This is a genomic window from Niveispirillum sp. FG156, from assembly GCF_057809555.1.
Genome location: NZ_JBMDKE010000023.1, coordinates 64674 through 84138 on the forward strand (window position 1 = coordinate 64674; position 19465 = coordinate 84138).

Sequence of the window (19465 nt, forward strand, 5' to 3'; positions counted from 1 at the left end):
TTACCCCCGCGCGGGCACGGCCTGGCTGGCCAGGAACAGGGCGGCGGCGGCGGCCACGATGGCGGGGCCGGTGGGCACATCGACCTGGAGCGAGGCACCCAATCCCATCGCCACAGCCCCCACCCCGATCAGGGCCGACAGGACGGCCATCGCCTCCGGCCCCCGGGCGAAACGGCGGGCGGCGGCGGCGGGGATGATCAGCAGGGCGGTGACCAGCAGGATGCCCACGATCTTCATGGCCAGCGCGATGATGACGGCGATCATCAAGGTGAAGCCCAGACGCACGCGCCGCACCGGAACCCCCTCCACCCGCGCCAGATCCTCATCCACCGTTAGGGCCAGCAAGGGCCGCCATATCCAGGCCAGCAGCGCCAGCACCAGCGCCCCACCGCCCCAGATAGCGTAGAGATCGGCATCCCCCACGGCCAGAATGTCGCCGAAAAGGTAGGACAGCAGGTCCACCCGCACCGATCCCAGCACGGCGAGCGCGATCATGCCCAGGCTGAGCGTGGAGTGGGAGATGATGCCCAGCAGCGTATCGCTGCCCAGCCGTTTCTGTTCCTGCAACAGGGTGAGCGCCAGGGCGATGGCCAGACAGACCAGCACGATCCCCGTCTGGGTGCCGATCCCGGTCAGGAAACCCAGCGCCACGCCCAGCAGGGCCGAGTGCGACAGCGTATCCCCGAAATAGGCCATGCGCCGCCAGACGATGACGCAGCCCAGCGGCCCCGTGACCAGCGCCAGCCCGATCCCGGCCAGCAAGCCGCGCAGCAGGAAATCATCCATGGTGGTGCCCCCCGTGCGCATGATCATGGCCGTGATGATGGTGATGGTCATGGCCGCAGCCATGATGGTCGCCATGTCCGGTATGTTCCAGCCCCACCGGCACGACACAGCCATCATCGGCATGGGAATGGTCATGGCTGTGGTGATAGATGGCCAGGGCATCAGCATGCCGGCCAAACAGGGCGACATATTCGGGATGGCGCGACACATCCTCCGGCTTGCCATGGCAGCAGACATGCCGGTTCAGGCAGATCACCGTATCGGTCCGGGCCATCACCAGATGCAGATCGTGGCTGACCAGCAGCACGCCGCAGCCGCGCCGGTTGCGGATGGCCCCAATCAGTTCGAACAGTTCGATCTGTCCATGCACATCCACCGCCTGCACCGGTTCATCCAGGACCAGCAGGTCGGGCTGGCGCAGCAGGGCGCGGGCCAGCAGCACACGCTGCAATTCCCCGCCCGACAGGGTCTGGATGGCCCGGTCGATGGCATGTTCGGCCCCCACCTCCGCCAGCACGCACGCCATCTCCGCCCGCGTGGCGCGGGACCAGAGCGACAGGAAGCGTGCGACCGGCATGGGCAACGTGACATCGACGGCCAGACGTTGCGGCATATAACCGATATTCAGGCCCGGTGCCCGCGAAACGGTACCCTTGTCCGGTTTCACCAGCCCCAGACACAGTTTCACCAAGCTGGTCTTGCCGGCCCCGTTCGGCCCGATCAATGTGACGATCTCGCCTGCACCCACTGACAAGGAGACATTGTCCAGAACCGCACGGTCGCCGCGCGTCAGGCTGATATTCCGGGCTTCCAATAACGGGGGGGCTGTCAAAGGGCGGCTCCTTTGGCGCATGCTGGCTGGGCTGCCCTGCGCATCCCGCAGGGTTTACGCCATGCCCGCCGCCTTGACAAACGTTACATTATAACACATTTGCAGATCAGTCCTCCGGTACCGGGTCCTTGTCCATGTTGCGCCTTCTGTCCGTTTCCGCCCTGCTGGCCGGCCTTATCGCCCTGCCGGCACTGGCCGCTCCGCCGCCACCCGATGTGGTGGTGACGGTGAAGCCGTTGCATTCGCTGGTCTCCGGCGTGATGCAGGGGGTGGGGGAACCCTATCTGCTGGTGCGCGGGGCCGCCAATCCGCATGCCTTCGCCCTGCGCCCATCGGATGCCAAGGCGCTGTCGGGTGCCGAACTGGTGGTCTGGGCGGGGCCGGGTGTGGAAACCTTCCTGGAGAAGCCGCTATCCACCCTGGCCCGTGACGCGCAGGTCCTGACCCTGGTCAAGGAAATGGCCGTCCGTGTCCTGCCGGTGCGCAAGGGCGGGGCGTGGGAGGCCCATGATCATGACCATGCGCATGAGGACAGGCCCGATGCCGAATTGGGCAGTGACGGTCATGTCTGGCTGGACCCGCTGAACGCCAAGGTGATTACCGACCTGATCGCCGCGCGCCTGTCGACCCTGGACCCTGCCCGCGCCCCGGCCTATCAGGCCAATGCCGCGCGGCAGAAACAGTCAATTGATGCTCTGGACGCGGAAATGCGCGCGGCCCTGACGCCGCTGAAGGACCGGCCCTTCATCGTCTTCCATGATGCCTATCATTATCTGGAGGACCGGTACGGCCTGAACGCCGCCGGTGCCATCACCGTCTCGCCCGATCAGCCGCCGGGGGCGGCGCGGCTGTCGGCCTTGCGTGAACGGATCAATCAGGCCGGTGCCGTCTGCATCTTTGCCGAGCCGCAGTTCGAACCGGCCCTGGTCCGCACCCTGGCGCAGGGGACCAAGGCCCGTACCGGCGTTCTGGACCCCGAAGGGGCGAACATTCCCGACGGGCCGGACCTTTATGGACAGTTGATGCGCTTCAACCTGCGCTCACTGGTGGATTGCCTTTCCGGGGGCTGATCCCGGACGCCCGGCATGCTATCCGTTCTGCCCATTCGTTTTTGAGAGCAGCAGGGGATAGCGATGCGTATCGGGATCGTGGGCGGCAGCGGCCGCATGGGTCAGATGCTGATCCGTGAGGTTCTGGGCAACAAAGCCGCCACCCTGTCGGGTGCCACCGAACGGCCCGGTTCCGCCGCCATCGGTCGCGACCTGGGCACGCTGATCGGGGCCGATCCCATCGGTGTCGTGATCACGGACGATCCCGCCGCCCTGTTCGCCAACAGCGATGCCGTCATCGATTTCACAGCCCCCGCCGCCACGGTCGCCTATGCCGCCCTGGCCGTACAGCATGGAACCGCCCTGATCGTCGGCACCACCGGCCTGTCGCCCGATGACCATGCCAAGCTGGCAGAGGCCGGCACCAAGGCCCCCCTGGTCGTGGCCGCCAATTTCAGCCTGGGCGTCACCCTGCTGGCAGGCCTTGTGCGCAAGGTGGCGGCCGCCCTGGGCGATGATTGGGATATCGAGATTGTGGAGATGCATCACCGGCACAAGGTGGATGCGCCCAGCGGCACCGCCCTGGCCCTGGGTCACGCCGCCGCATCCGGGCGTGGCGTCAATCTGGCCGATGTGAAGGATGCCGTGCGCGACGGGCACACAGGTGCCCGCACCGTGGGCGATATCGGTTTCGCCACCCTGCGCGGCGGGGATGTGGTGGGCGACCATACCGTCATCTTTGCGACGGAGGCCGAACGGTTGGAACTGTCCCACAAGGCGGGCAGCCGCGCCATCTTCGCCCGAGGTGCCGTCCGCGCCGCCCTGTGGGCTGCCGGCAAGGCGCCGGGGGTTTACTCCATGGATGATGTTCTGGGGCTGTAGGACCTGTTGAGATTCTTATATCGCCTCCCCGGCGAAGGCCGGGGCCCAGGGGTCCCAAGCGTCAACTTTTCCACCTGCCTCGCTGTTCGCAGCACCGGCGTCGAGCCCGTGGCCCCTGGGCCCCGGCGTTCGCCGGGGAGGCGGAGATGCTCAAATTCGTTGAGTTTCAGCCCCCCCTGAACTCTCATTCCACTTCACCGGCGGCCTTGGCGTTCGGGTCGAGCATCGCCTCCATCCGCGCCAGGGGCGCCGCGTTGGCCGTACGGCTTTCCGCCTCCACCTGCCGGTAGAGCGCCACCAGTTCGCGGCCCCAGTCGGTGAGCGCAGTGCCGCCGCCGCCGCTACCGCCCGTCTGTCCCGTCACGGCGGGCTGCGTAAAGGCGCGGTTGATCTGGTCGACCAGCAGCCAGGCCCGGCGGTAGGACATGCCCATGGACCGGCCCGCCGCCGCGATGGAGCCGGTATCCGCGATGGCTTCCAGCAGCCGGATCTTGCCGGGGCCGATCTGGCTGCCATTGGCGAAGTCCAGGCGCAGGGTCAGGCGGGTCATGGGCGCAATCCGGGGGCCGTGAAAAGGAAAGGGGCGGCTGTCGCCAGCCGCCCCACACACTTGTGCCGCAAGGGCGGGTTTCGTCAATGCCCGCTGCTGGCCGCCTTGGCCCGGCGTCGCTTGGCAGCGATCAGGTTCAGGCTTTCCACACCGATGGAGAAGGCGATGGCGAAGTAGAGATAGGCCTTCGGGATGTGGAAATGCAGGCCATCGGCGATCAGGGCCACGCCCACCAGGATCAGGAAGGCCAGGGCCAGCATCTTTACCGTCGGGTGATCCTGCACGAATTTCGACGTAGGGCCGGCGGCGAACAACATGACCGCAACGGCGATGATGACGGCGGTGACCATCACCGGCAGGTCACTGGCCATGCCCACGGCCGTAATGACGCTGTCCAGCGAGAAGACGATATCCAGCACCATGATCTGGGCGATGACACCACCGAAGGTGGCAACGGCACGGGACTTGCCCTCTTCCTCGTGCTGGCCCTCCATCGTGTGGTGGATTTCCTGTGTGCCCTTGTAAAGCAAGAACAGGCCGCCCCCCAGCAGGATCAGATCGCGGGCCGAAATGGCCAGATCAAAGATCGTGAACAATGGCTCTGTCAGCGACACGATCCAGGCGATGGAGGCCAGAAGGCCCAACCGCATGATCAAGGCCAGTGCCAGACCCAGTTGCCGCGCCTTGGCGCGCTGCGCCTCTGGCAGCCGGTTGGCCATGATCGAAATGAAGATGATGTTGTCGATGCCCAGCACAATCTCCAGCGCCGTCAAGGTCGCCAGACTGGCCCACGCATGCGGGTCATAGATCCACTCAAACATTTGTTTCCACCTGCCCCGAGGAAATGATTTGTTAAGGATAGCACCATAGTGGGGCCATTTGCCGCCCTGCAATATGACAGCAGCGGACCTTGCGGGCAGACGGGAGAGGGCATAGCGTGGCCGCAATCCATGCTCATGAGGGAAAACCAAGCCCATGCGCCGTCTGGCCCGCTCGCTTTTGCTCTCCTCCCTGGTCCTGCTGCCCCTGATCGCCCCTGTCAACGCCATGGCGGAAACACTGTTCCGGCGCGGCATCGGGTCCGCCCCCGGCACCATCGATCCGGGCAAGGCCGATCTGCACCCCGAATCCATCGTCATCTATGATCTGTATGAAGGGCTGCTGACGCCAGGGCCGGATGGCAAGCCCATCGCAGGGGCCGCCGCCAGCTGGGAGATCAGCCCCGATGGCAAGACCTACACGTTCAACCTGCGCCCCGATGGCCGCTGGTCGGACGGGTCGAAGGTGACGGCCAAGGATTTCGTCTATGCTTGGCGCCGTCTGGCCAGCCCGCAGCAGGCCTCCCCCTATGCCTACTATGTCTGGCCCATTGTGAACGGCAAGGACGTGACGGCGGGGACCAAGCCGCCGACCGAGCTGGGGGTGGAGGCGGTGGGCGACCTGATCTTCCGCGTGAAGCTGACCGAACCCGCCGCCTATTTCCTGGGTCAGGTGGCGCATCAGTCGATGTCGCCGGTGAAGGAGGGAACCACCCCCGGACAGGTGGGCAATGGCGCCTACAAGCTGGCCGAGATGGTGCCGCAGACGCATCTGAAGCTGGTGAAGAACCCGTATTTCCGCGATGCGGTCAATGTGAAGATCGATACCGTCATGCATATCGTGACGGAGAATGTGGATACCGAACTGAAGCGCTATCGCGCGGGCGAGTTGGACGTGACCTACACCCTGCCCGTCACGGCGGTGGATTGGGCGCGCAAGGAGGCGGCAGCCGATTACACGCCAACCCCCACCTATTCCACCTTCTTCCTGGCCCTGAACCTGACGCATGAGCCGTGGAAGTCGACGCCCAAGCTGCGTCAGGCCCTGTCCATGGCCATCGACCGCGAGATCATCGTGGACAAGGTGCTGAACGGTGACCTGCGCCCGGCGTACAGCTTTACCCCGCCCGGCAAGGTGGCGGGGTATGAGCCGCCGCGCCCCGCATGGGCCGCCTTGTCGCAGAAGGAACGCGATGAACAGGCGAAGAAGCTGCTGATCGAGGCCGGGTACGGGCCGGGGGGCAAGCCCCTGCCGCCCGTTGAAATCCTGCTGACCCAGAATGAGAACAACAAGCGCGTGATGGTCGCCGTGGCCGCCATGTGGAAGCAGAAGCTGGGCGTGGAAGTGGTGATGAACAACCAGGAATTCCGCGTCGTCTCCTCCATCGGCAATCAGAAGACCTATAAGGACGCGCTTTATTACGGCTGGATCGGCGATTTCCCCGACCCGATCAATTTCTTGAAACTGCTGCGCAGCGACGTGGCCCAGCAGAACTATCCCGCCTATCAGAACAAGGCGTACGATGCCCTGCTGGATAAGGCCAATGCCAGCCTGGACCCGGCGGAACGCCTCACCCTGCTGGGACAGGCTGAGGCGCTGTATCAGGCGGATACGCCCCTGATCCCCATCATGCACAATACCCGCCGCCGTCTGGTCAATCCGCGCGTCACCGGCTGGACCAAGGCGCCGCTGGACCAGAACCCAACCCGGTTCCTGGATATCAAGGGCTGACATTCTCGGGCTGACAGTCACCGGCATCCGCGCCCGTCAGGGCTCGCCTCCGGCTCGACCTGACCTACGCATTGGAACAATGATGAAAAGCTTCCGCCTTCTGCCGCTGCTGGCCCTGGCCGCCCTGGCACCCCTGACGCTGTCCCCCGCCGCACAGGCCGAAATGGTCTATCGCCGGGGCACGGGCGCCACGCCCGACACGCTGGACCCGACCAAGTCGGAACTGCAGCCCGCTGCCCGCATCATCTATGACCTGTTCGAGGGTCTGTACACGCTGGACGCCAAGGGCCAGGGACGCCGGGCGGTGGCGGAAAGCGAAAGCGTCAGTGCTGATGGCCGGGTCTACACCTTCACGCTGCGCGCCGATGCCAAATGGTCGGACGGCACAGCCGTCACGGCAGCGGATTTCGTTTATTCCTGGCGCCGGCTGGCCGATCCCAAGCACGCCTCTCCCTATGCCTATTTCGTCTGGCCGCTGGCCAACGGGCAGGCGGTGACGGTGGGCAAGATGCCGACCGACAAGTTGGGCGTGGAGGCGGTGGATGCCCGCACCCTGAAGGTCACGCTGGAACGGCCCACGGGCTACTTCCTGGCCTCGTTGCAGCATGTGGCCATGGCACCGGTGCAGAAGGCCAATATCGACAAGTTCGGGGAGAATTTCACCAGCCCCGGCAACCTTGTCTCCAACGGTGCCTACACGCTGGCCGAGTATCTGCCGCAGTCGCATATCAAGACGGTGAAGAACCCATTCTATTACGACGCGGCCAAGGTCAGGATCGACACTGTCTTCTCCTACCCGATCGATAATCAGGATACGGAATTCAAGAAGTTCCGGGCGGGGGAGTTGCTGGTCACCGACACGTTGCCCAATCCGCAGATCAATTTCGCCAAGGAAAACCTGCCAGCGGCGTTCCGGGCGGGGCAGACCTATTCCACCTATTACCTGTCCTTCAATCTGAAGAACGAGCCCTGGAAGTCATCGCCCAAGCTGCGCGCCGCCCTGAACCTGGCCGTGGACCGGGAGGTTCTGGCCGAAAAGGTGGTGGGGGGCGGCGAAAAGCCGGCCTATACCTTCACCCCGCCCGGCAATGTCGGCGGATACGAGCCGCCGCGCCCCGATTGGGCGGCACAGCCCCAGGCACAGCGCGATGAGCTGGCCAAGAAGCTGTTCGCCGAAGCCGGGTATGGGCCGGGGGGCAAGGAACTGCCCGAGATCGAGATTCTGCACTACACCAACGACAATGCCCGCAAGGTGGTGGTGGCCGTGGCCGCCATGTGGCGGCAGAAGCTGGGTGTGAAGACCCGGCTGAACAATCAGGAATTCCGCGTGGTGGCCAATATCGGCAACCAGAAATCCTATCCGGATATCATGTATTACGCCTGGATCGGCGACTATCCCGATGCCAATTCCTTCCTGCAACTGTTCCGCAGCGACGTGGAGCAGCAGAACCTGCCCGGATACAAGGACCCGGCCTATGACAGGCTGCTGGACGAGGCCAATGCCAGCACCGACCCGGCCCGGCGCATCGCCCTGCTGAAGCAGGCCGAGACGCTGGCACTCGCGGCCAACAGCATCGTGCCGCTGACCCATAATACGCGTCGCCGGCTGGTCGATCCGCGTATCAAGGGCTGGACCCCCAACCCGCTGGATTTCAACCTGTCGCAATATCTGGAGGTGGCACCGTGAGCGCCTTGCCGCCGCCATCATCATCCCCTATCGTCGGCGCAAACATTCCCCTGGTGGAGATCACATCCGTGAGCGGTTCTGACTTTTCCCGTCGCCACATCCTGGCCGCCGGTGCCGCCCTGTCCCTGGCGCCCGCCCTGCCCGCCATGGGTCAGGCAGCCCCCGTTATCGATGTGAAGGGCGCGACGGCGGACATCGTCTATGGCAATCCGAACGCCAAGGTGACGGTGGTCGAATATGCCTCGCTCGCCTGCTCGCACTGCGCGCATTTCGAGAAGGAGATGTTCCCGACCTTCAAAAAGGAATTCATCGACACGGGCGAAGTGAAGCTGATCTTCCGCGACTACCCGCTGAACGGTCCGGGCCTGCGCGCCCATATGCTGATGCGCTGTGCCGGCGGGGCCAAGACCCAGGCCCTGAAATCCGCCATCTTCAACAGCCAGGCCACCTGGCTGAACCAGAACTTCCTGGCCAACCTTGCCAATATCGGCAAGCTGGCCGGCGTGTCGCAGGCGCAGTTCGATGCCTGCATGGCGACCAAGCCGCTGGAAGATTTCATCATCAAGAGCCAGTACACGGCCCAGCAGGAACATCAGGTCAATTCCACACCGACCTTCATCGTGAACGGCGAATATGTCATCGCGGGTGCCTATCTGGACCAGCTGACCGACGCCGTGGTCAAGGCCGGCGCCAAGCGCAAGGCTTCGTAAAGTCTGTCATCGACAGGTGCGGTAGGGGTGGTGCATAAGCGCCACCCCTTTGTCATTGCCCCGACATATCCGACCCCCCGGCCGCCCGTGCATTTCGCGAAACTCCGTCTTTCCGGCTTCAAATCCTTCGTCGATCAGACAGAGCTGCTGATCGAGCCGGGGATGACGGGTGTTGTCGGCCCCAATGGCTGCGGCAAGTCCAACCTGCTGGAAGCCCTGCGCTGGGCCATGGGCGAAACCTCAGCCAAGCGCATGCGGGGCGAGGATATGGACGATGTCATCTTTGGCGGAACGGCCACGCGTCCCGCCCGCAATATCTGCGAGGTGACGATGGTGCTGGGCAACAATGCCCGCACCGCGCCCCCGCCCTTCACCGACGCCGAAGAATTGGAGATCACGCGCCGGCTGGAACGCGGGTCGGGGTCGGATTACCGCATCAATGGCAAGCTGGTGCGCGCCCGCGACGTGCAGATCCTGTTCGCCGACCATTCATCGGGCGCCAACAGCCCGTCCATGGTCAGCCAGGGCCGCGTCGGTGCCCTGATCAATGCCAAGCCCGGCGACCGGCGGCAATTGCTGGAGGAAGCGGCGGGGATCAGCGGCCTGCATGCGAGGCGGCATGAGGCGGAATTGCGCCTGCGCGCGGCGGAAACCAACCTGACACGGCTGGAGGATGTGCTGGCCGCGATGGATGGGCAGTTGCAGGGCCTGCGCAAGCAGGCCCGCCAGGCCCAGCGCTACCGGCAGGTGCAGGACCATATCCGCCGGGCCGAGGCGCAGCTGCTGCATCAGCGCTGGGACGAGGCGAACCGCCTGCTGGACCGCGCCCGCGACGGCCACGCCGCCGCCGATACCGCCGTGCGCGACCAGATGCTGGCCGTCAGCAGCACCGCCACCGCCCGCGATGAGGCGGCGGCAGCCCTGCCCCCCCTGCGGCAGGAGGATGCCGCCGCCGGTGCCGCGTTGCAGCGCCTGATCGTGGCGCGCGAACAGCTTGACGCCGAAGAGGCGCGGGTCAAGGAGGCGCATGGCGCCATGCAGCGGCGTCTGGCGCAACTGGCCACCGACCTTGCCCGCGAACGCGCGCTCGCCGCCGATGCCGACAGTGCCGCCGCCCGTCTGGCCGAGGAACGGGCCGGCCTGCTGGACGCGCAGGCCGAGGAGGCGATGGAGCTGGAGGCCGCCGAAGAAGCGCTGCTGACGGCCCGTGACGCGGTGGAGGTGGGGGAACGCGACCTGTCCCGCGCCCTGGAACAATCGGCAGCCGAGGAAGCGGCCCACAGCGCCGCCGGCAACCGCCTGCGTGATGCCCAGGGGCGGCTGGCCACCCTGGAAAAACGCCTGTCGGAGCAGGCGGCACAATTGGCGGCCCTGGACGCGAAGATCGGCGACGATACCGCCCTGGAAGCAGCGGCAGAGGCGCTGGCCCTGGCCGAGGAGCGGCTGGAACTGGCGCGTGAAGCCGCCGAGCAGGCGGAAATCGCCAAGCAGGAAGCCGACAGCGCCCTGGAACAGGCCCGCAGCGACGGGCAGGCCAGCATGGCGGCGGCGCGCACGACCCTGTCACAGGCGGAGGCGCGGGATACGCAGCTGCGCGCCGAACGCGATGGCTTGCGCGCGCTGTTGAATCTGGAAGAGGAAGACCTGTTCCCACCGCTGATCGATGCCGTCACGGTGGCCGCCGGCTATGAACAGGCGCTTGCCGCCGCCCTGGGGGACGATCTGACGGCACCGCTGGATGAGGCGGCGGCCCGGCATTGGCGCACCCTGCCGCCGCTGGACATCACCGCCCCCCTGCCGGCGGGGGTGGAACCGCTGTCGGCGCAGGTGAAGGCCCCGGTGGAGATGGCGCGTTGCCTGTCGCATATCGGGCTGGTGGCCGATGCGGCCATGGCAAGGCGGCTGGCCCCCACCCTGTCGCCAGGGCAAATCCTGGTCAGCCGCGATGGCGGGGCCTGGCGCTGGGACGGGTTGACCACGACACCCGGCGCGCCCACGGCGGCGGCCATCCGTCTGACCCAGCGCAACCGGCTGGCCGAGATTGAAACAGCGCTGACCCAGGCCGATGCCGACCTGTCCGCCGCACGCAAGGCCCATGGGGATGCCAGTGCCGCCGCCGATGCCGCCATCCTGACGGCCCGGCGGGCGCAGGAGGCAGCCCAGGCCGGCGACCGGCAGGCGCGCGACGCCGTGCGCCACGCCTTCACCACCGTCGATCAGGCCCGCAGCGCCCAGTCGCGGCTGGTCAGCGAAGCCGCCGCCGCGCGGTCCAAGCGCGACGCCATGGTGCAATCCCTTGACCTGCTGACCAGCGACAGGGGCGAGGCGGCAACGCTGGTGGCAGAGGCGCAGGGTGCCCTGGACGATCTGCCCGACCCCACCCTGTCGCGCATGGCGGTGGCCGATGCGCGCGGCCATCTGGCCGAACAGCGCGGGCACCTGTCGATTGCGCAAGGGGCCGTGGACCGGGTGAAGCGCGACGCCGAACAGCGCCGCCGCCGCCTGTCCAGCCTGGAGGCCGAAGAGCTGTCCTGGAAAGCCCGTGTCGAGGGGGCGGCCAGCCGCCTGTCGGAACTGACCGAGCGGGCTGAGGAAGGACGGGCGGAGCTGGAAGCCCTGACCGAACGCCCGCTGGAAATCGCGGCGGAGCGGGAGAATTTGCGTGGCCATATCGCCACCGCCGAACGCCGCCGCCGCCAGACGGGCGATGCCCTGGCAGAAGCGGAAACCGCCCAGACCCAGGCCGAACAGGCCGTACGCAAGGCCGAAAGCGCCCTTGCCGACGCGCGTGAGGCCCGCGCCCATGCCGAGGCGGCGGTGGCGCAGTCGCTGAACGCCCTGGCCGGTCTGGTGGAACGTATCCGCGAGAAGCTGGATTGCGAGCCGGGGGAGGTTCTGGCCGCCGCCGGTATCGACCCGGACGATGAGATGCCCGCGCCGTCACAGCTGGAACAGCGCCTGTCGCGCCTGCTGGAAGACCGGGAGCGCATCGGCCCCGTCAATCTGCGGGCCGAGGTCGAGTTGGCCGAGATGGAGGCGGAGACCGCCAAGCTGACCGGCGAACGCGACGACCTGACCGCCGCCATTGCCCGCCTGCGCCAAGGGATCGGCGCCATCAATCGCGAGGCGCGGGAGAAGCTGCTGGCCAGTTTCGATCTGGTGGACGGGCATTTCCAGCGCCTATTCACCAAGCTGTTCGGCGGCGGGGCGGCGCATCTGAAACTGACCGAATCGGATGATCCGCTGGATGCGGGGCTGGAGATCTATGCCAGCCCGCCGGGCAAGAAATTGCAGGTCCTGTCCCTGCTGTCCGGCGGGGAACAGGCGCTGACGGCCCTGTCGCTGCTGTTCGCGGTGTTCTTGTGCAACCCCGCCCCCATCTGTGTGCTGGACGAGGTGGATGCACCGTTGGACGAGGCGAATGTGGGTCGTTTCTGCGACATGGTGGAGGAAATGGCGGCCAGCGGGGCCACCCGCTTCCTGATCGTCACCCACCACCGCCTGACCATGGCCCGCATGCACCGGCTGTTCGGCGTGACCATGATGGAACGCGGCGTCAGTCAGCTGGTCAGCGTCGATCTGGAGAAGGCGGCGGAGATGGTGGATGCCTAACGCTCATGCCAGCACCCCCTTCCATTCGGCCCCGTCATCCATGCTATGGTTCGGCCCGCAATCCAACGTTCCCCTGAAGGGGACCAATTACCGGACAATTTCATGGAAGCCTGGTCCGAATATTCACGTTTCCTGATCGCGCTGTTCGCCATCCTGACCCCGTTCGCCGCCATCCCGATCTTCCTGGGCATGACGGAGGGGCGTGGAGCCAAGGAACGTAACTCCATCGCCCTTTCCGCCGTCATGACGGTGGCGACGGTGCTGGTCAGTTCCGTCTTTCTGGGCGATGCGGTGCTGACCGTGCTGGGTACCAGCCTGGCCAGTTTCCGGGTGGGCGGCGGCATCGTGCTGCTGCTGATCGCCCTGTCGCTGCTGAACGCCACCGTATCGGGCATGAAGCAGACGCCGCAGGAAGCCGATGAGGCCGGTACGCGCCAAGCCATTGGCGTGGTGCCGCTGGGCCTGCCCCTGCTGGCCGGTCCCGGCTCCATCTCCGCCGTCATCATCGAGGCACAGCGCGGCGTGGGCTGGGAGCATTATGCCGTGCTGGTCGGCTGCATCCTGGCGGTCTGCGCCTTTCTGCTGCTGACCCTGCGTCTGGCCGTACCCATCGGCAACAAGCTGGGCCAGACCGGCCTGAACGTCATGAACCGCCTGACCGGCTTGCTGCTGGCCGCGGTCGCGGTGGAGATCATCGCCGCCGGCCTGCGGGCCCTGTTCCCCGGCTGGATGACGTAATACCAAAGCCTTTGTCACCCACCGTAGGTCGCGGGTGAGGCGCATGCCGAACCCCGACATTCAATGGGACCGTCGCTTGTCGGGGTTCGCTCACGCTCACCCGCGACCTACGGTCATCAGCCGAGGCGTCTGGTATAGACAGCACCTTTGCCCTCCCAGGCCCGAACAGCGGGCGGGAGGGGGAAGGTGCCACAGCTATTATTACGCGCTGGTATTCACATGGCCGCCGACATCGCCCTTGGCGACACCGACGATGGCTTCGCGCAGCAGGCGGCCATGGATCGTGTAGCCGGCCTGCAGCACCTGAACCACGGTGCCGGCGGGCTTACCGGTATTTTCGATCTCCATCATGATCTGATGGAAATTCGGATCGGCGGGGGTGCCCATGGCTTCGACCTTGGCGATACCGGCGCGGTCGAAGGCGGCCAGCAACTGGCGTTCGGTGGCTTCCACACCGGTCAGCAGGTTGCCCACGGCCTGATTCTCCGCGCGCACATCCTCGCCCACAGCCTCCACGGCGCGGCGCAGATTGTCGGCCACAGCCAACAGTTCCTTGGCGAACTTGGCGACGGCGTATTTGGCAGTGTCCTCGCGCTCACGCTCGGCCCGGCGGCGGACATTCTCCGTCTCGGCCAGGGTGCGCAGCATCTGGTCCTTCAGGGACGCGACCTCCGCCTCCAATTGGGCGACGCGGGCCGCGGCCTCGGCACCGGCCTCGGTCGTGCCGGCCTGGACGGCGGGCTCTGCACTGGGGTCGTTGTCGTGGGTGTTGATCGTGTCGGTCATCGCGGAACTTGCCCTTGGGAAATCTAGGGGGTGGAAAACGGCCCTCTGGTTTAGGCGGGATTAAGCCGCCTGTCGAGATGCCGTGACCCAGAAATAGGGTGCCGCCCCCTGCTACCGCAAGAGGTGGTCACCCCATCAACCTGCCGATCAGCTTTGCGGTATAATCGACCATGGGGATGATGCGGGCATAATTGATGCGGGTGGGGCCGATGACGCCGATGGCGCCCACGATCTGTTCCTTGGTGTTGGCATAGGGGCTGACGATCATCGAACAGCCGGCATGGGAGAAAAGATCATTCTCCGCCCCGATGAAGATCTGCACCCCTTCGGCCTTGCCCGTCGCGTCCAGCATGCGCAGCATCTGCTCGCGCGTTTCCAGCGCCTCGAACAGGGTGCGGATGCGCTCCAGGTCCGATATGGCGGTGACATCCTCCAGCAGCTTGGCCTGACCGCGCACGATCAGATAGCCCTGGCTACCCCGCGCGCCGGACAATGTGGCAAGCCCCGTCTGCACCACCTTCTGCGTCAGGCTGTCCAGCTGGGACTTCTGTTCCTCCAGCTCCTTCAGGATGAAGGCGCGGGCCTCCGCCAGGGTGCGGCCCACGACGCGGGCATTCAGATAGTTGCTGGCCATCTGCAGGGCGGATGGCGGCAGGCCGGTCGGCACTTCCACCACCCGGTTCTCCACCAGCCCATCCTCGGTCACCAGCACCACCAGCGCCCGGCCCGGCGACAGGCTGACAAACTCGATATGTTTCAGGGGGCGGTCGGTCTTGGGCGCCAGGACCAGACCGGCGCAGGAAGACAGGCCGGACAGGAGGTTGGTAGCCTCTTCCAGCACCTCCGGCACCGACCGACCACGCGCCGAACAGGTGGCCTCGATATCCTCCCGCTCCCGCTCCGTCAGGTCGCCCACCTCCAGCAGGCCATTCACGAACATGCGAAGGCCCGCATCCGTGGGGATGCGCCCGGCGGATGTGTGCGGGGAGATCAGCAGGCCCAGTTCCTCCAGGTCCGCCATGGTGTTGCGGATGGTGGCGGGCGACAGCGTGGCCGTCAGCCGCCGCGACAGGGTGCGCGATCCCACCGGCTCGCCGGTCTGGACATAGGCTTCCACGATATGGCGGAAAATCTCCCGCGACCGCTGGTTCAGCTCAGTGATCATGCCTTTCGCACCGGTCCCTTGCCGTTGCATTCGTTAAGAAGATTAGTCGGCGGCACCGGCCAAATCAATGGAGGGAAGACCATACCATGGCTGGACGCAGCCGCACCCCCATTGCTATGACGATGGCCGGACACCCAAGGATAATGGAAGACATCATGACCCGCCCCTCTGGCCGCCTGGCCGATCAGCTCCGCCCCGTCAGCCTGGAGACCAATTTCTCCCGCCATGCGGAGGGGTCTTGCCTGGTGAAGTTCGGTGACACGCATGTCCTGTGTACCGCCAGCGTGGATGAGAAGGTCCCCCCCTTCCTGCGTGGCAAGGGTCAGGGCTGGGTGACGGCGGAATATGGCATGCTGCCGCGTTCCACCCACACCCGCACCGACCGTGAGGCCGCCAAGGGCAAGCAGTCGGGCCGCACCCAGGAAATCCAGCGCCTGATCGGCCGTTCGCTCCGCGCCGTCACCGACCTGAAGGCCATGGGCGAAGTGCAGATCAAGGTCGATTGCGACGTGATCCAGGCCGATGGCGGCACCCGCACCGCCAGCATCACGGGCGCCTATGTCGCCCTGCATCTGGCGTTTCAGCATCTGGTGCGCGCCGGCACCCTGTCCGCCATCCCTCTGATCGATCAGGTCGCGGCCATTTCCTGCGGCCTTTATAATGGCGTGCCCGTCCTGGATCTGGATTACCCCGAAGACAGCAATGCCGGCGCCGACGCCAATTTCGTGCTGACCGGCCGTGGCGGCATCGTGGAAATCCAGGGTACGGCAGAAGACAAGCCGTTTGACGAGAGCGAGTTCATGGCCCTGATGGCGCTGGCCCGCAAGGGCATCGGCGAGCTGACGGCACTGCAGCGTCAGGCGTTGGGGTTGTAAGAGGCAAACACCCGTATCCTTGCAGGCCTTGAACCTGCCGGGATACGGGTCACAAGGTCGAGAGATCCCGGCGGTCATGAAGCACACGCAGGATCACCGCCTGTTCACGCTCCAGCCGGTAGTAAATACTGTAAGGCGGCACGGTACTCAGGCGTCGCCGGTTCCCCGCGACCCGTTCACCACGGGCAGGAAAGGTTACCAGCCCCTCGGCGGCATCCAGCAGACGTCGGGCCATGCCCTTCGCCGCCGCTGGGTTAAAATCAGCTATGTAAAGCCTGATGCTCTGAAGATCGCCAATGGCCTCCGCCGTCCAGGTAATCGGCATCGGCAATCAGGAACGGATGCTTGGCACCGGCAATTCCTCCGCCGCACCCCATGAAAGCAACCACCGGCGCACATCGCCATGATCCACAACCCGACCATCCCGCACGCCGGCTTCCGCCATGCGCAGGGCCTGTTCAACATCGTCCGGCAAGGGGACGATGATCGGTTGTGAATGTCCATCCATATGCTGAAGATAGCATGATGATGCTGACACTACCAACATGGAACAGTGCATGCGCGGGCACACCGACGACTGTGACCGCGGCAATGCCTTGAACTGTCTTCAATCCTTCTGGCGAAAGCCGCTATATCTAGGACCGCAACTCGGCATTTCCCTACTTTGACGGCTAATCCACCCGGAGCCCCCATGACCAATCCCCGCCTCTTCACCGGCGACACGCTGGTGATCGCTACCCATAACAAGGGCAAGGTGCCGGAGATCGCGGCGCTGCTGAAAGACCATGTCGCGACGTTTCCCAGTGCGGGCGAACTGGGGTTGGGGGAGCCGGAGGAGACGGAGACCACCTATATCGGCAATGCGGTGTTGAAGGCGCGGGCGGCGGCCATCGCGTCGGGCCTGCCGGCACTGGCTGATGATAGCGGGCTGTCGGTGGACGGTCTGAACGGCGACCCCGGTGTCTATTCCGCGCGCTGGGCCGGGCCGACCAAGGATTTCACCCTGGCCATGGAGAAGGTGCGCGGGGCGCTGGAGGCATCAGCAGACCGCAAGGGCGACCGCGCCGCCTTCGTCTGTGCCCTGGCCCTGGCCTGGCCCGACGGGCATGTCGAGGCGGTGGAGGGTCGGTTTGAAGGCCGCTTGACCTTCCCGGCGCGTGGTGCACGCGGCTTCGGCTATGACCCGATCTTCATTCCCGACGGCCATGACATCACCTGCGGGGAGATGGACCCGGGCCTGAAGCATGCCATCAGCCACCGCGCCGATGCCTTCGCCAAACTGAAGGCGCGTTGTTTCCAGACGGGCTGAAAAGGGACTCGGCTTCATTAGGATGTTCTGGTATTGTTCTCATCGCCCCGCCGGCTGTGGCGGGGCATGATCTGGGGGAAACAATGATCGGATATGTAACGCTGGGGACGAATGACCTGGCGCGCGGTGCCGTATTCTATGATGCCATCGCCAAGGAACTGGGCACCGGTCGTATGATGGAATTCCCGACGGGCATTGCCTGGGGCAATCCCAATGGCGGGGCAGGCGTGGCACTGATGAAGCCGTTTGACGGCAACGCCGCCAGCGTCGGCAACGGCGTCATGGTGGCGTTTGAGGCCAAGGACAAGGACCAGGTCCATCGCCTGTATGATATCGCCATGTCGCAGGGCGGCACCTGCGAAGGCCCGCCGGGCCCGCGTGGCGATAGTTTCTATGCTGGCTATTTCCGGGACCTGGACGGCAACAAGCTGAACGCCTTTGTAATGACGTGTTCGACCTGATCCGGCGCGGGCCGCGCATGGGTGAAAACCGTGGGCGGCCCGCTGTTATACCCCCTTGTTCGGACAGGGCTTGTTGCGCATGTCACCGCCGGGGGCAAATTCACGGGGTCCGGCATAGTTGGCGGGCATTGTTCGATAGACGGACAGCCCGCATGGCATTATCAAGGTCCCACCATATGCAACCTGCCGATGGTGGAGCCGCCCCTGTCCTCCCTGCCCGTGCAAGAGCGCCGCATCGCCTGGCTGATGACGGCGGTACAATTTGTCAGCGTCCTGTCCTTCATGGTGGTCATGCCGCTGGGCCCAGACTATGCGATGGATCTGGGCATTGATACGGCGCGGGTCGGATGGGTTCTGGCCGCCTACACGATCTCCTCATCCATCATCGGCCTGCTGGCCGCCATGGTGCTGGACCGGTTCGACCGGCGGCCCGCCCTGGGCATCTGCATGGTGGGGCTGGTGCTGTGCAATGTGGCGGCTGCCTTGTCCGTCGATCTCTGGTCACTGCTGGCCGCACGGGGCCTGGCCGGTCTGTTCGGCGGCCCTGCGGGGGCCCTGTCGGTGGCCATTGTGGCCGACAATGTCCCGGCGGAAAGACGGGGCAAGGCCATGGGCATGGTCATGGGGTCGCTGTCGATCAGTGCCGTGCTGGGTATTCCGGCGGCGCTTGAACTGTCACACCTGTTCGGCTGGCGTGTGCCCTTCCTGGTGGTGGCGGGCCTGGGCCTTGTCATCATCCTGATCGCGCTGCGCCTGCTGGGGCCGCAGCGCACGCATATGACAACCCCACCCGCCCCCCTGCGGGAGGCACCATCACATCTGTTGCGGGTGGCGCGTGGAACCTTGCCGGTACTGGCCTTCGCCCTGTCCTTCATCGCCATTGTGCCCAGCTTCATGCTGATCACCAATATGGCGGTCTTCGTGCAGTTCAATCTGGGTTTCCCGCGCGAACAGCTGGGCCTGCTGTATATGATTGGCGGGGTTTTGAGCTTTTTTGGAATGCGGGCGACCGGGGTGCTGGTTGACCGCTATGGGTCGGCGCCGGTCACAACCGGGACGGCCCTGGGCCTGGCAACCCTGATCTGGCTGCTCTACTATGACTGGTACTGGGCGGCACTGCCCGTTGTGGCCTTAGTGCCCGGCTTCATGGTCTTCAACAGCGCGCGCATGGTGGCGCAGAGTGCGGCTGTGTCCAAGGTGCCGGCCCCTGCTGATCGCGCCGGCTTCATGGCCCTGACCCAATCCGTGACACAGGTGGCCGGCGGTCTGGCGGCGCTTGCCGGATCGGCCATGCTGACTACCGGCGCCAAGGGGGAACTGCTTCATATTGAGGATGTGGCCCTGGTTTCCCTGGCCGTCACCCTGTTGGCACCGCCGCTAATCTGGGCCCTTGAACGCCGACTGCCCCGGAATGCCGATGTCAGCCACCGCGTGAAGGCGATGGTGAAGGGCAGTTCCGGGGGATAAGGCCGG

19 protein-coding genes are annotated in these 19465 nt (G+C 65.5%); 11 read left to right on the forward strand and 8 right to left on the reverse strand.

What is annotated here, in order from left to right:
• Complete coding sequence (locus ACODSP_RS15885; RefSeq protein ID WP_488966589.1) at positions 1-786, reverse strand: iron chelate uptake ABC transporter family permease subunit; 786 nt, start codon at positions 784-786, stop codon at positions 1-3.
• Positions 779-1639, reverse strand: a complete 861-nt coding sequence (gene znuC, locus ACODSP_RS15890; RefSeq protein ID WP_488966542.1) for a zinc ABC transporter ATP-binding protein ZnuC — start codon at positions 1637-1639, stop codon at positions 779-781. The genes ACODSP_RS15885 and znuC overlap by 8 nt, the downstream gene beginning before the upstream one ends.
• Positions 1640-1752: 113 nt before the next feature.
• Between znuC and ACODSP_RS15895 the strand changes: the two genes are divergently transcribed.
• Positions 1753-2688 carry a zinc ABC transporter substrate-binding protein gene (locus ACODSP_RS15895; RefSeq protein ID WP_488966543.1) on the forward strand — a complete coding sequence of 312 codons (936 nt, stop codon included), beginning with the start codon at positions 1753-1755 and terminating at the stop codon, positions 2686-2688.
• A gap of 63 nt (positions 2689-2751) precedes the next feature.
• Positions 2752-3549, forward strand: coding sequence for a 4-hydroxy-tetrahydrodipicolinate reductase (gene dapB, locus ACODSP_RS15900; protein ID WP_488966544.1), 798 nt, complete (start codon positions 2752-2754; stop codon positions 3547-3549).
• 184 nt (positions 3550-3733) lie between these two features.
• Here dapB and ACODSP_RS15905 read toward each other — a convergent pair whose 3' ends face one another.
• Together ACODSP_RS15905 and ACODSP_RS15910 are read right to left on the reverse strand one after the other, a co-directional pair.
• Positions 3734-4099 (reverse strand): winged helix-turn-helix domain-containing protein, encoded by a 366-nt coding sequence (locus tag ACODSP_RS15905; RefSeq protein ID WP_488966545.1) that lies wholly within the window; start codon positions 4097-4099, stop codon positions 3734-3736.
• An 83-nt stretch (positions 4100-4182) separates the two neighbouring features.
• Complete coding sequence (locus ACODSP_RS15910) at positions 4183-4920, reverse strand: TerC family protein (protein WP_488966546.1); 738 nt, start codon at positions 4918-4920, stop codon at positions 4183-4185.
• A 154-nt stretch (positions 4921-5074) separates the two neighbouring features.
• On the opposite strand from ACODSP_RS15910, the gene ACODSP_RS15915 reads away from it, so the two are divergent.
• The 5 genes from ACODSP_RS15915 to ACODSP_RS15935 all read left to right on the forward strand — a co-directional run bounded on the left by ACODSP_RS15915 (position 5075) and on the right by ACODSP_RS15935 (position 13396).
• Positions 5075-6649 carry a peptide ABC transporter substrate-binding protein gene (locus tag ACODSP_RS15915; RefSeq protein ID WP_488966547.1) on the forward strand — a complete coding sequence of 525 codons (1575 nt, stop codon included), beginning with the start codon at positions 5075-5077 and terminating at the stop codon, positions 6647-6649.
• 79 nt (positions 6650-6728) lie between these two features.
• Complete coding sequence (locus tag ACODSP_RS15920) at positions 6729-8336, forward strand: peptide ABC transporter substrate-binding protein (protein ID WP_488966548.1); 1608 nt, start codon at positions 6729-6731, stop codon at positions 8334-8336.
• A 68-nt stretch (positions 8337-8404) separates the two neighbouring features.
• Positions 8405-9046, forward strand: coding sequence for a DsbA family protein (locus ACODSP_RS15925; protein WP_488966549.1), 642 nt, complete (start codon positions 8405-8407; stop codon positions 9044-9046).
• Positions 9047-9076: 30 nt separating this feature from the next.
• Entirely contained in the window at positions 9077-12658 is a 3582-nt protein-coding gene (smc, locus tag ACODSP_RS15930) for a chromosome segregation protein SMC (protein ID WP_488966550.1), read from the forward strand.
• A 102-nt stretch (positions 12659-12760) separates the two neighbouring features.
• The gene (locus ACODSP_RS15935) at positions 12761-13396 is read left to right on the forward strand and encodes a MarC family protein (RefSeq protein WP_488966551.1); all 636 of its coding nucleotides are present in this window, start codon (positions 12761-12763) and stop codon (positions 13394-13396) included.
• Between the two features lie 201 nt (positions 13397-13597).
• Here the strand turns inward: ACODSP_RS15935 and grpE are convergent, their stop codons facing one another.
• Positions 13598-14182, reverse strand: coding sequence for a nucleotide exchange factor GrpE (grpE, locus tag ACODSP_RS15940; RefSeq protein WP_488966552.1), 585 nt, complete (start codon positions 14180-14182; stop codon positions 13598-13600).
• 127 nt (positions 14183-14309) lie between these two features.
• Positions 14310-15347 carry a heat-inducible transcriptional repressor HrcA gene (hrcA, locus tag ACODSP_RS15945; RefSeq protein ID WP_488966553.1) on the reverse strand — a complete coding sequence of 346 codons (1038 nt, stop codon included), beginning with the start codon at positions 15345-15347 and terminating at the stop codon, positions 14310-14312.
• 155 nt (positions 15348-15502) lie between these two features.
• Between hrcA and rph the strand changes: the two genes are divergently transcribed.
• Positions 15503-16222, forward strand: a complete 720-nt coding sequence (rph, locus tag ACODSP_RS15950) for a ribonuclease PH (RefSeq protein ID WP_488966554.1) — start codon at positions 15503-15505, stop codon at positions 16220-16222.
• Positions 16223-16271: 49 nt separating this feature from the next.
• On the opposite strand, the gene ACODSP_RS15955 is transcribed toward rph, so the two are convergent.
• Positions 16272-16547, reverse strand: a complete 276-nt coding sequence (locus tag ACODSP_RS15955) for a type II toxin-antitoxin system RelE/ParE family toxin (RefSeq protein WP_488966555.1) — start codon at positions 16545-16547, stop codon at positions 16272-16274.
• 6 nt (positions 16548-16553) lie between these two features.
• Complete coding sequence (locus tag ACODSP_RS15960) at positions 16554-16697, reverse strand: hypothetical protein (RefSeq protein WP_488966556.1); 144 nt, start codon at positions 16695-16697, stop codon at positions 16554-16556.
• A 216-nt stretch (positions 16698-16913) separates the two neighbouring features.
• On the opposite strand from ACODSP_RS15960, the gene rdgB reads away from it, so the two are divergent.
• From rdgB to ACODSP_RS15975, 3 genes are all read left to right on the forward strand, one after another.
• Complete coding sequence (rdgB, locus tag ACODSP_RS15965) at positions 16914-17531, forward strand: RdgB/HAM1 family non-canonical purine NTP pyrophosphatase (protein ID WP_488966557.1); 618 nt, start codon at positions 16914-16916, stop codon at positions 17529-17531.
• Positions 17532-17614: 83 nt separating this feature from the next.
• Positions 17615-17992 (forward strand): VOC family protein, encoded by a 378-nt coding sequence (locus ACODSP_RS15970; RefSeq protein ID WP_488966558.1) that lies wholly within the window; start codon positions 17615-17617, stop codon positions 17990-17992.
• Between the two features lie 189 nt (positions 17993-18181).
• Positions 18182-19459: an MFS transporter gene (locus ACODSP_RS15975; RefSeq protein ID WP_488966559.1), complete on the forward strand. Its 1278-nt coding sequence runs from the start codon at positions 18182-18184 to the stop codon at positions 19457-19459.
• The last annotated feature ends 6 nt before the right edge of the window (positions 19460-19465 follow it).

What these genes read in the sequence shown, in the direction of transcription:
- grpE (WP_488966552.1), bottom strand. Translation starts at nt 14,182, where the DNA reads ATGACCGACACGATCAACACCCACGACAACGACCCCAGTGCAGAGCCC.
- ACODSP_RS15955 (WP_488966555.1), bottom strand. Translation starts at nt 16,547, where the DNA reads ATGCCGATTACCTGGACGGCGGAGGCCATTGGCGATCTTCAGAGCATC.
- ACODSP_RS15915 (WP_488966547.1), top strand. Translation starts at nt 5,075, where the DNA reads ATGCGCCGTCTGGCCCGCTCGCTTTTGCTCTCCTCCCTGGTCCTGCTG.
- hrcA (WP_488966553.1), bottom strand. Translation starts at nt 15,347, where the DNA reads ATGATCACTGAGCTGAACCAGCGGTCGCGGGAGATTTTCCGCCATATC.
- znuC (WP_488966542.1), bottom strand. Translation starts at nt 1,639, where the DNA reads ATGCGCCAAAGGAGCCGCCCTTTGACAGCCCCCCCGTTATTGGAAGCC.
- ACODSP_RS15975 (WP_488966559.1), top strand. Translation starts at nt 18,182, where the DNA reads ATGGTGGAGCCGCCCCTGTCCTCCCTGCCCGTGCAAGAGCGCCGCATC.
- rph (WP_488966554.1), top strand. Translation starts at nt 15,503, where the DNA reads ATGACCCGCCCCTCTGGCCGCCTGGCCGATCAGCTCCGCCCCGTCAGC.
- rdgB (WP_488966557.1), top strand. Translation starts at nt 16,914, where the DNA reads ATGACCAATCCCCGCCTCTTCACCGGCGACACGCTGGTGATCGCTACC.
- ACODSP_RS15885 (WP_488966589.1), bottom strand. Translation starts at nt 786, where the DNA reads ATGGATGATTTCCTGCTGCGCGGCTTGCTGGCCGGGATCGGGCTGGCG.
- ACODSP_RS15905 (WP_488966545.1), bottom strand. Translation starts at nt 4,099, where the DNA reads ATGACCCGCCTGACCCTGCGCCTGGACTTCGCCAATGGCAGCCAGATC.
- ACODSP_RS15970 (WP_488966558.1), top strand. Translation starts at nt 17,615, where the DNA reads ATGATCGGATATGTAACGCTGGGGACGAATGACCTGGCGCGCGGTGCC.
- ACODSP_RS15910 (WP_488966546.1), bottom strand. Translation starts at nt 4,920, where the DNA reads ATGTTTGAGTGGATCTATGACCCGCATGCGTGGGCCAGTCTGGCGACC.
- ACODSP_RS15920 (WP_488966548.1), top strand. Translation starts at nt 6,729, where the DNA reads ATGATGAAAAGCTTCCGCCTTCTGCCGCTGCTGGCCCTGGCCGCCCTG.
- ACODSP_RS15895 (WP_488966543.1), top strand. Translation starts at nt 1,753, where the DNA reads ATGTTGCGCCTTCTGTCCGTTTCCGCCCTGCTGGCCGGCCTTATCGCC.
- dapB (WP_488966544.1), top strand. Translation starts at nt 2,752, where the DNA reads ATGCGTATCGGGATCGTGGGCGGCAGCGGCCGCATGGGTCAGATGCTG.
- ACODSP_RS15935 (WP_488966551.1), top strand. Translation starts at nt 12,761, where the DNA reads ATGGAAGCCTGGTCCGAATATTCACGTTTCCTGATCGCGCTGTTCGCC.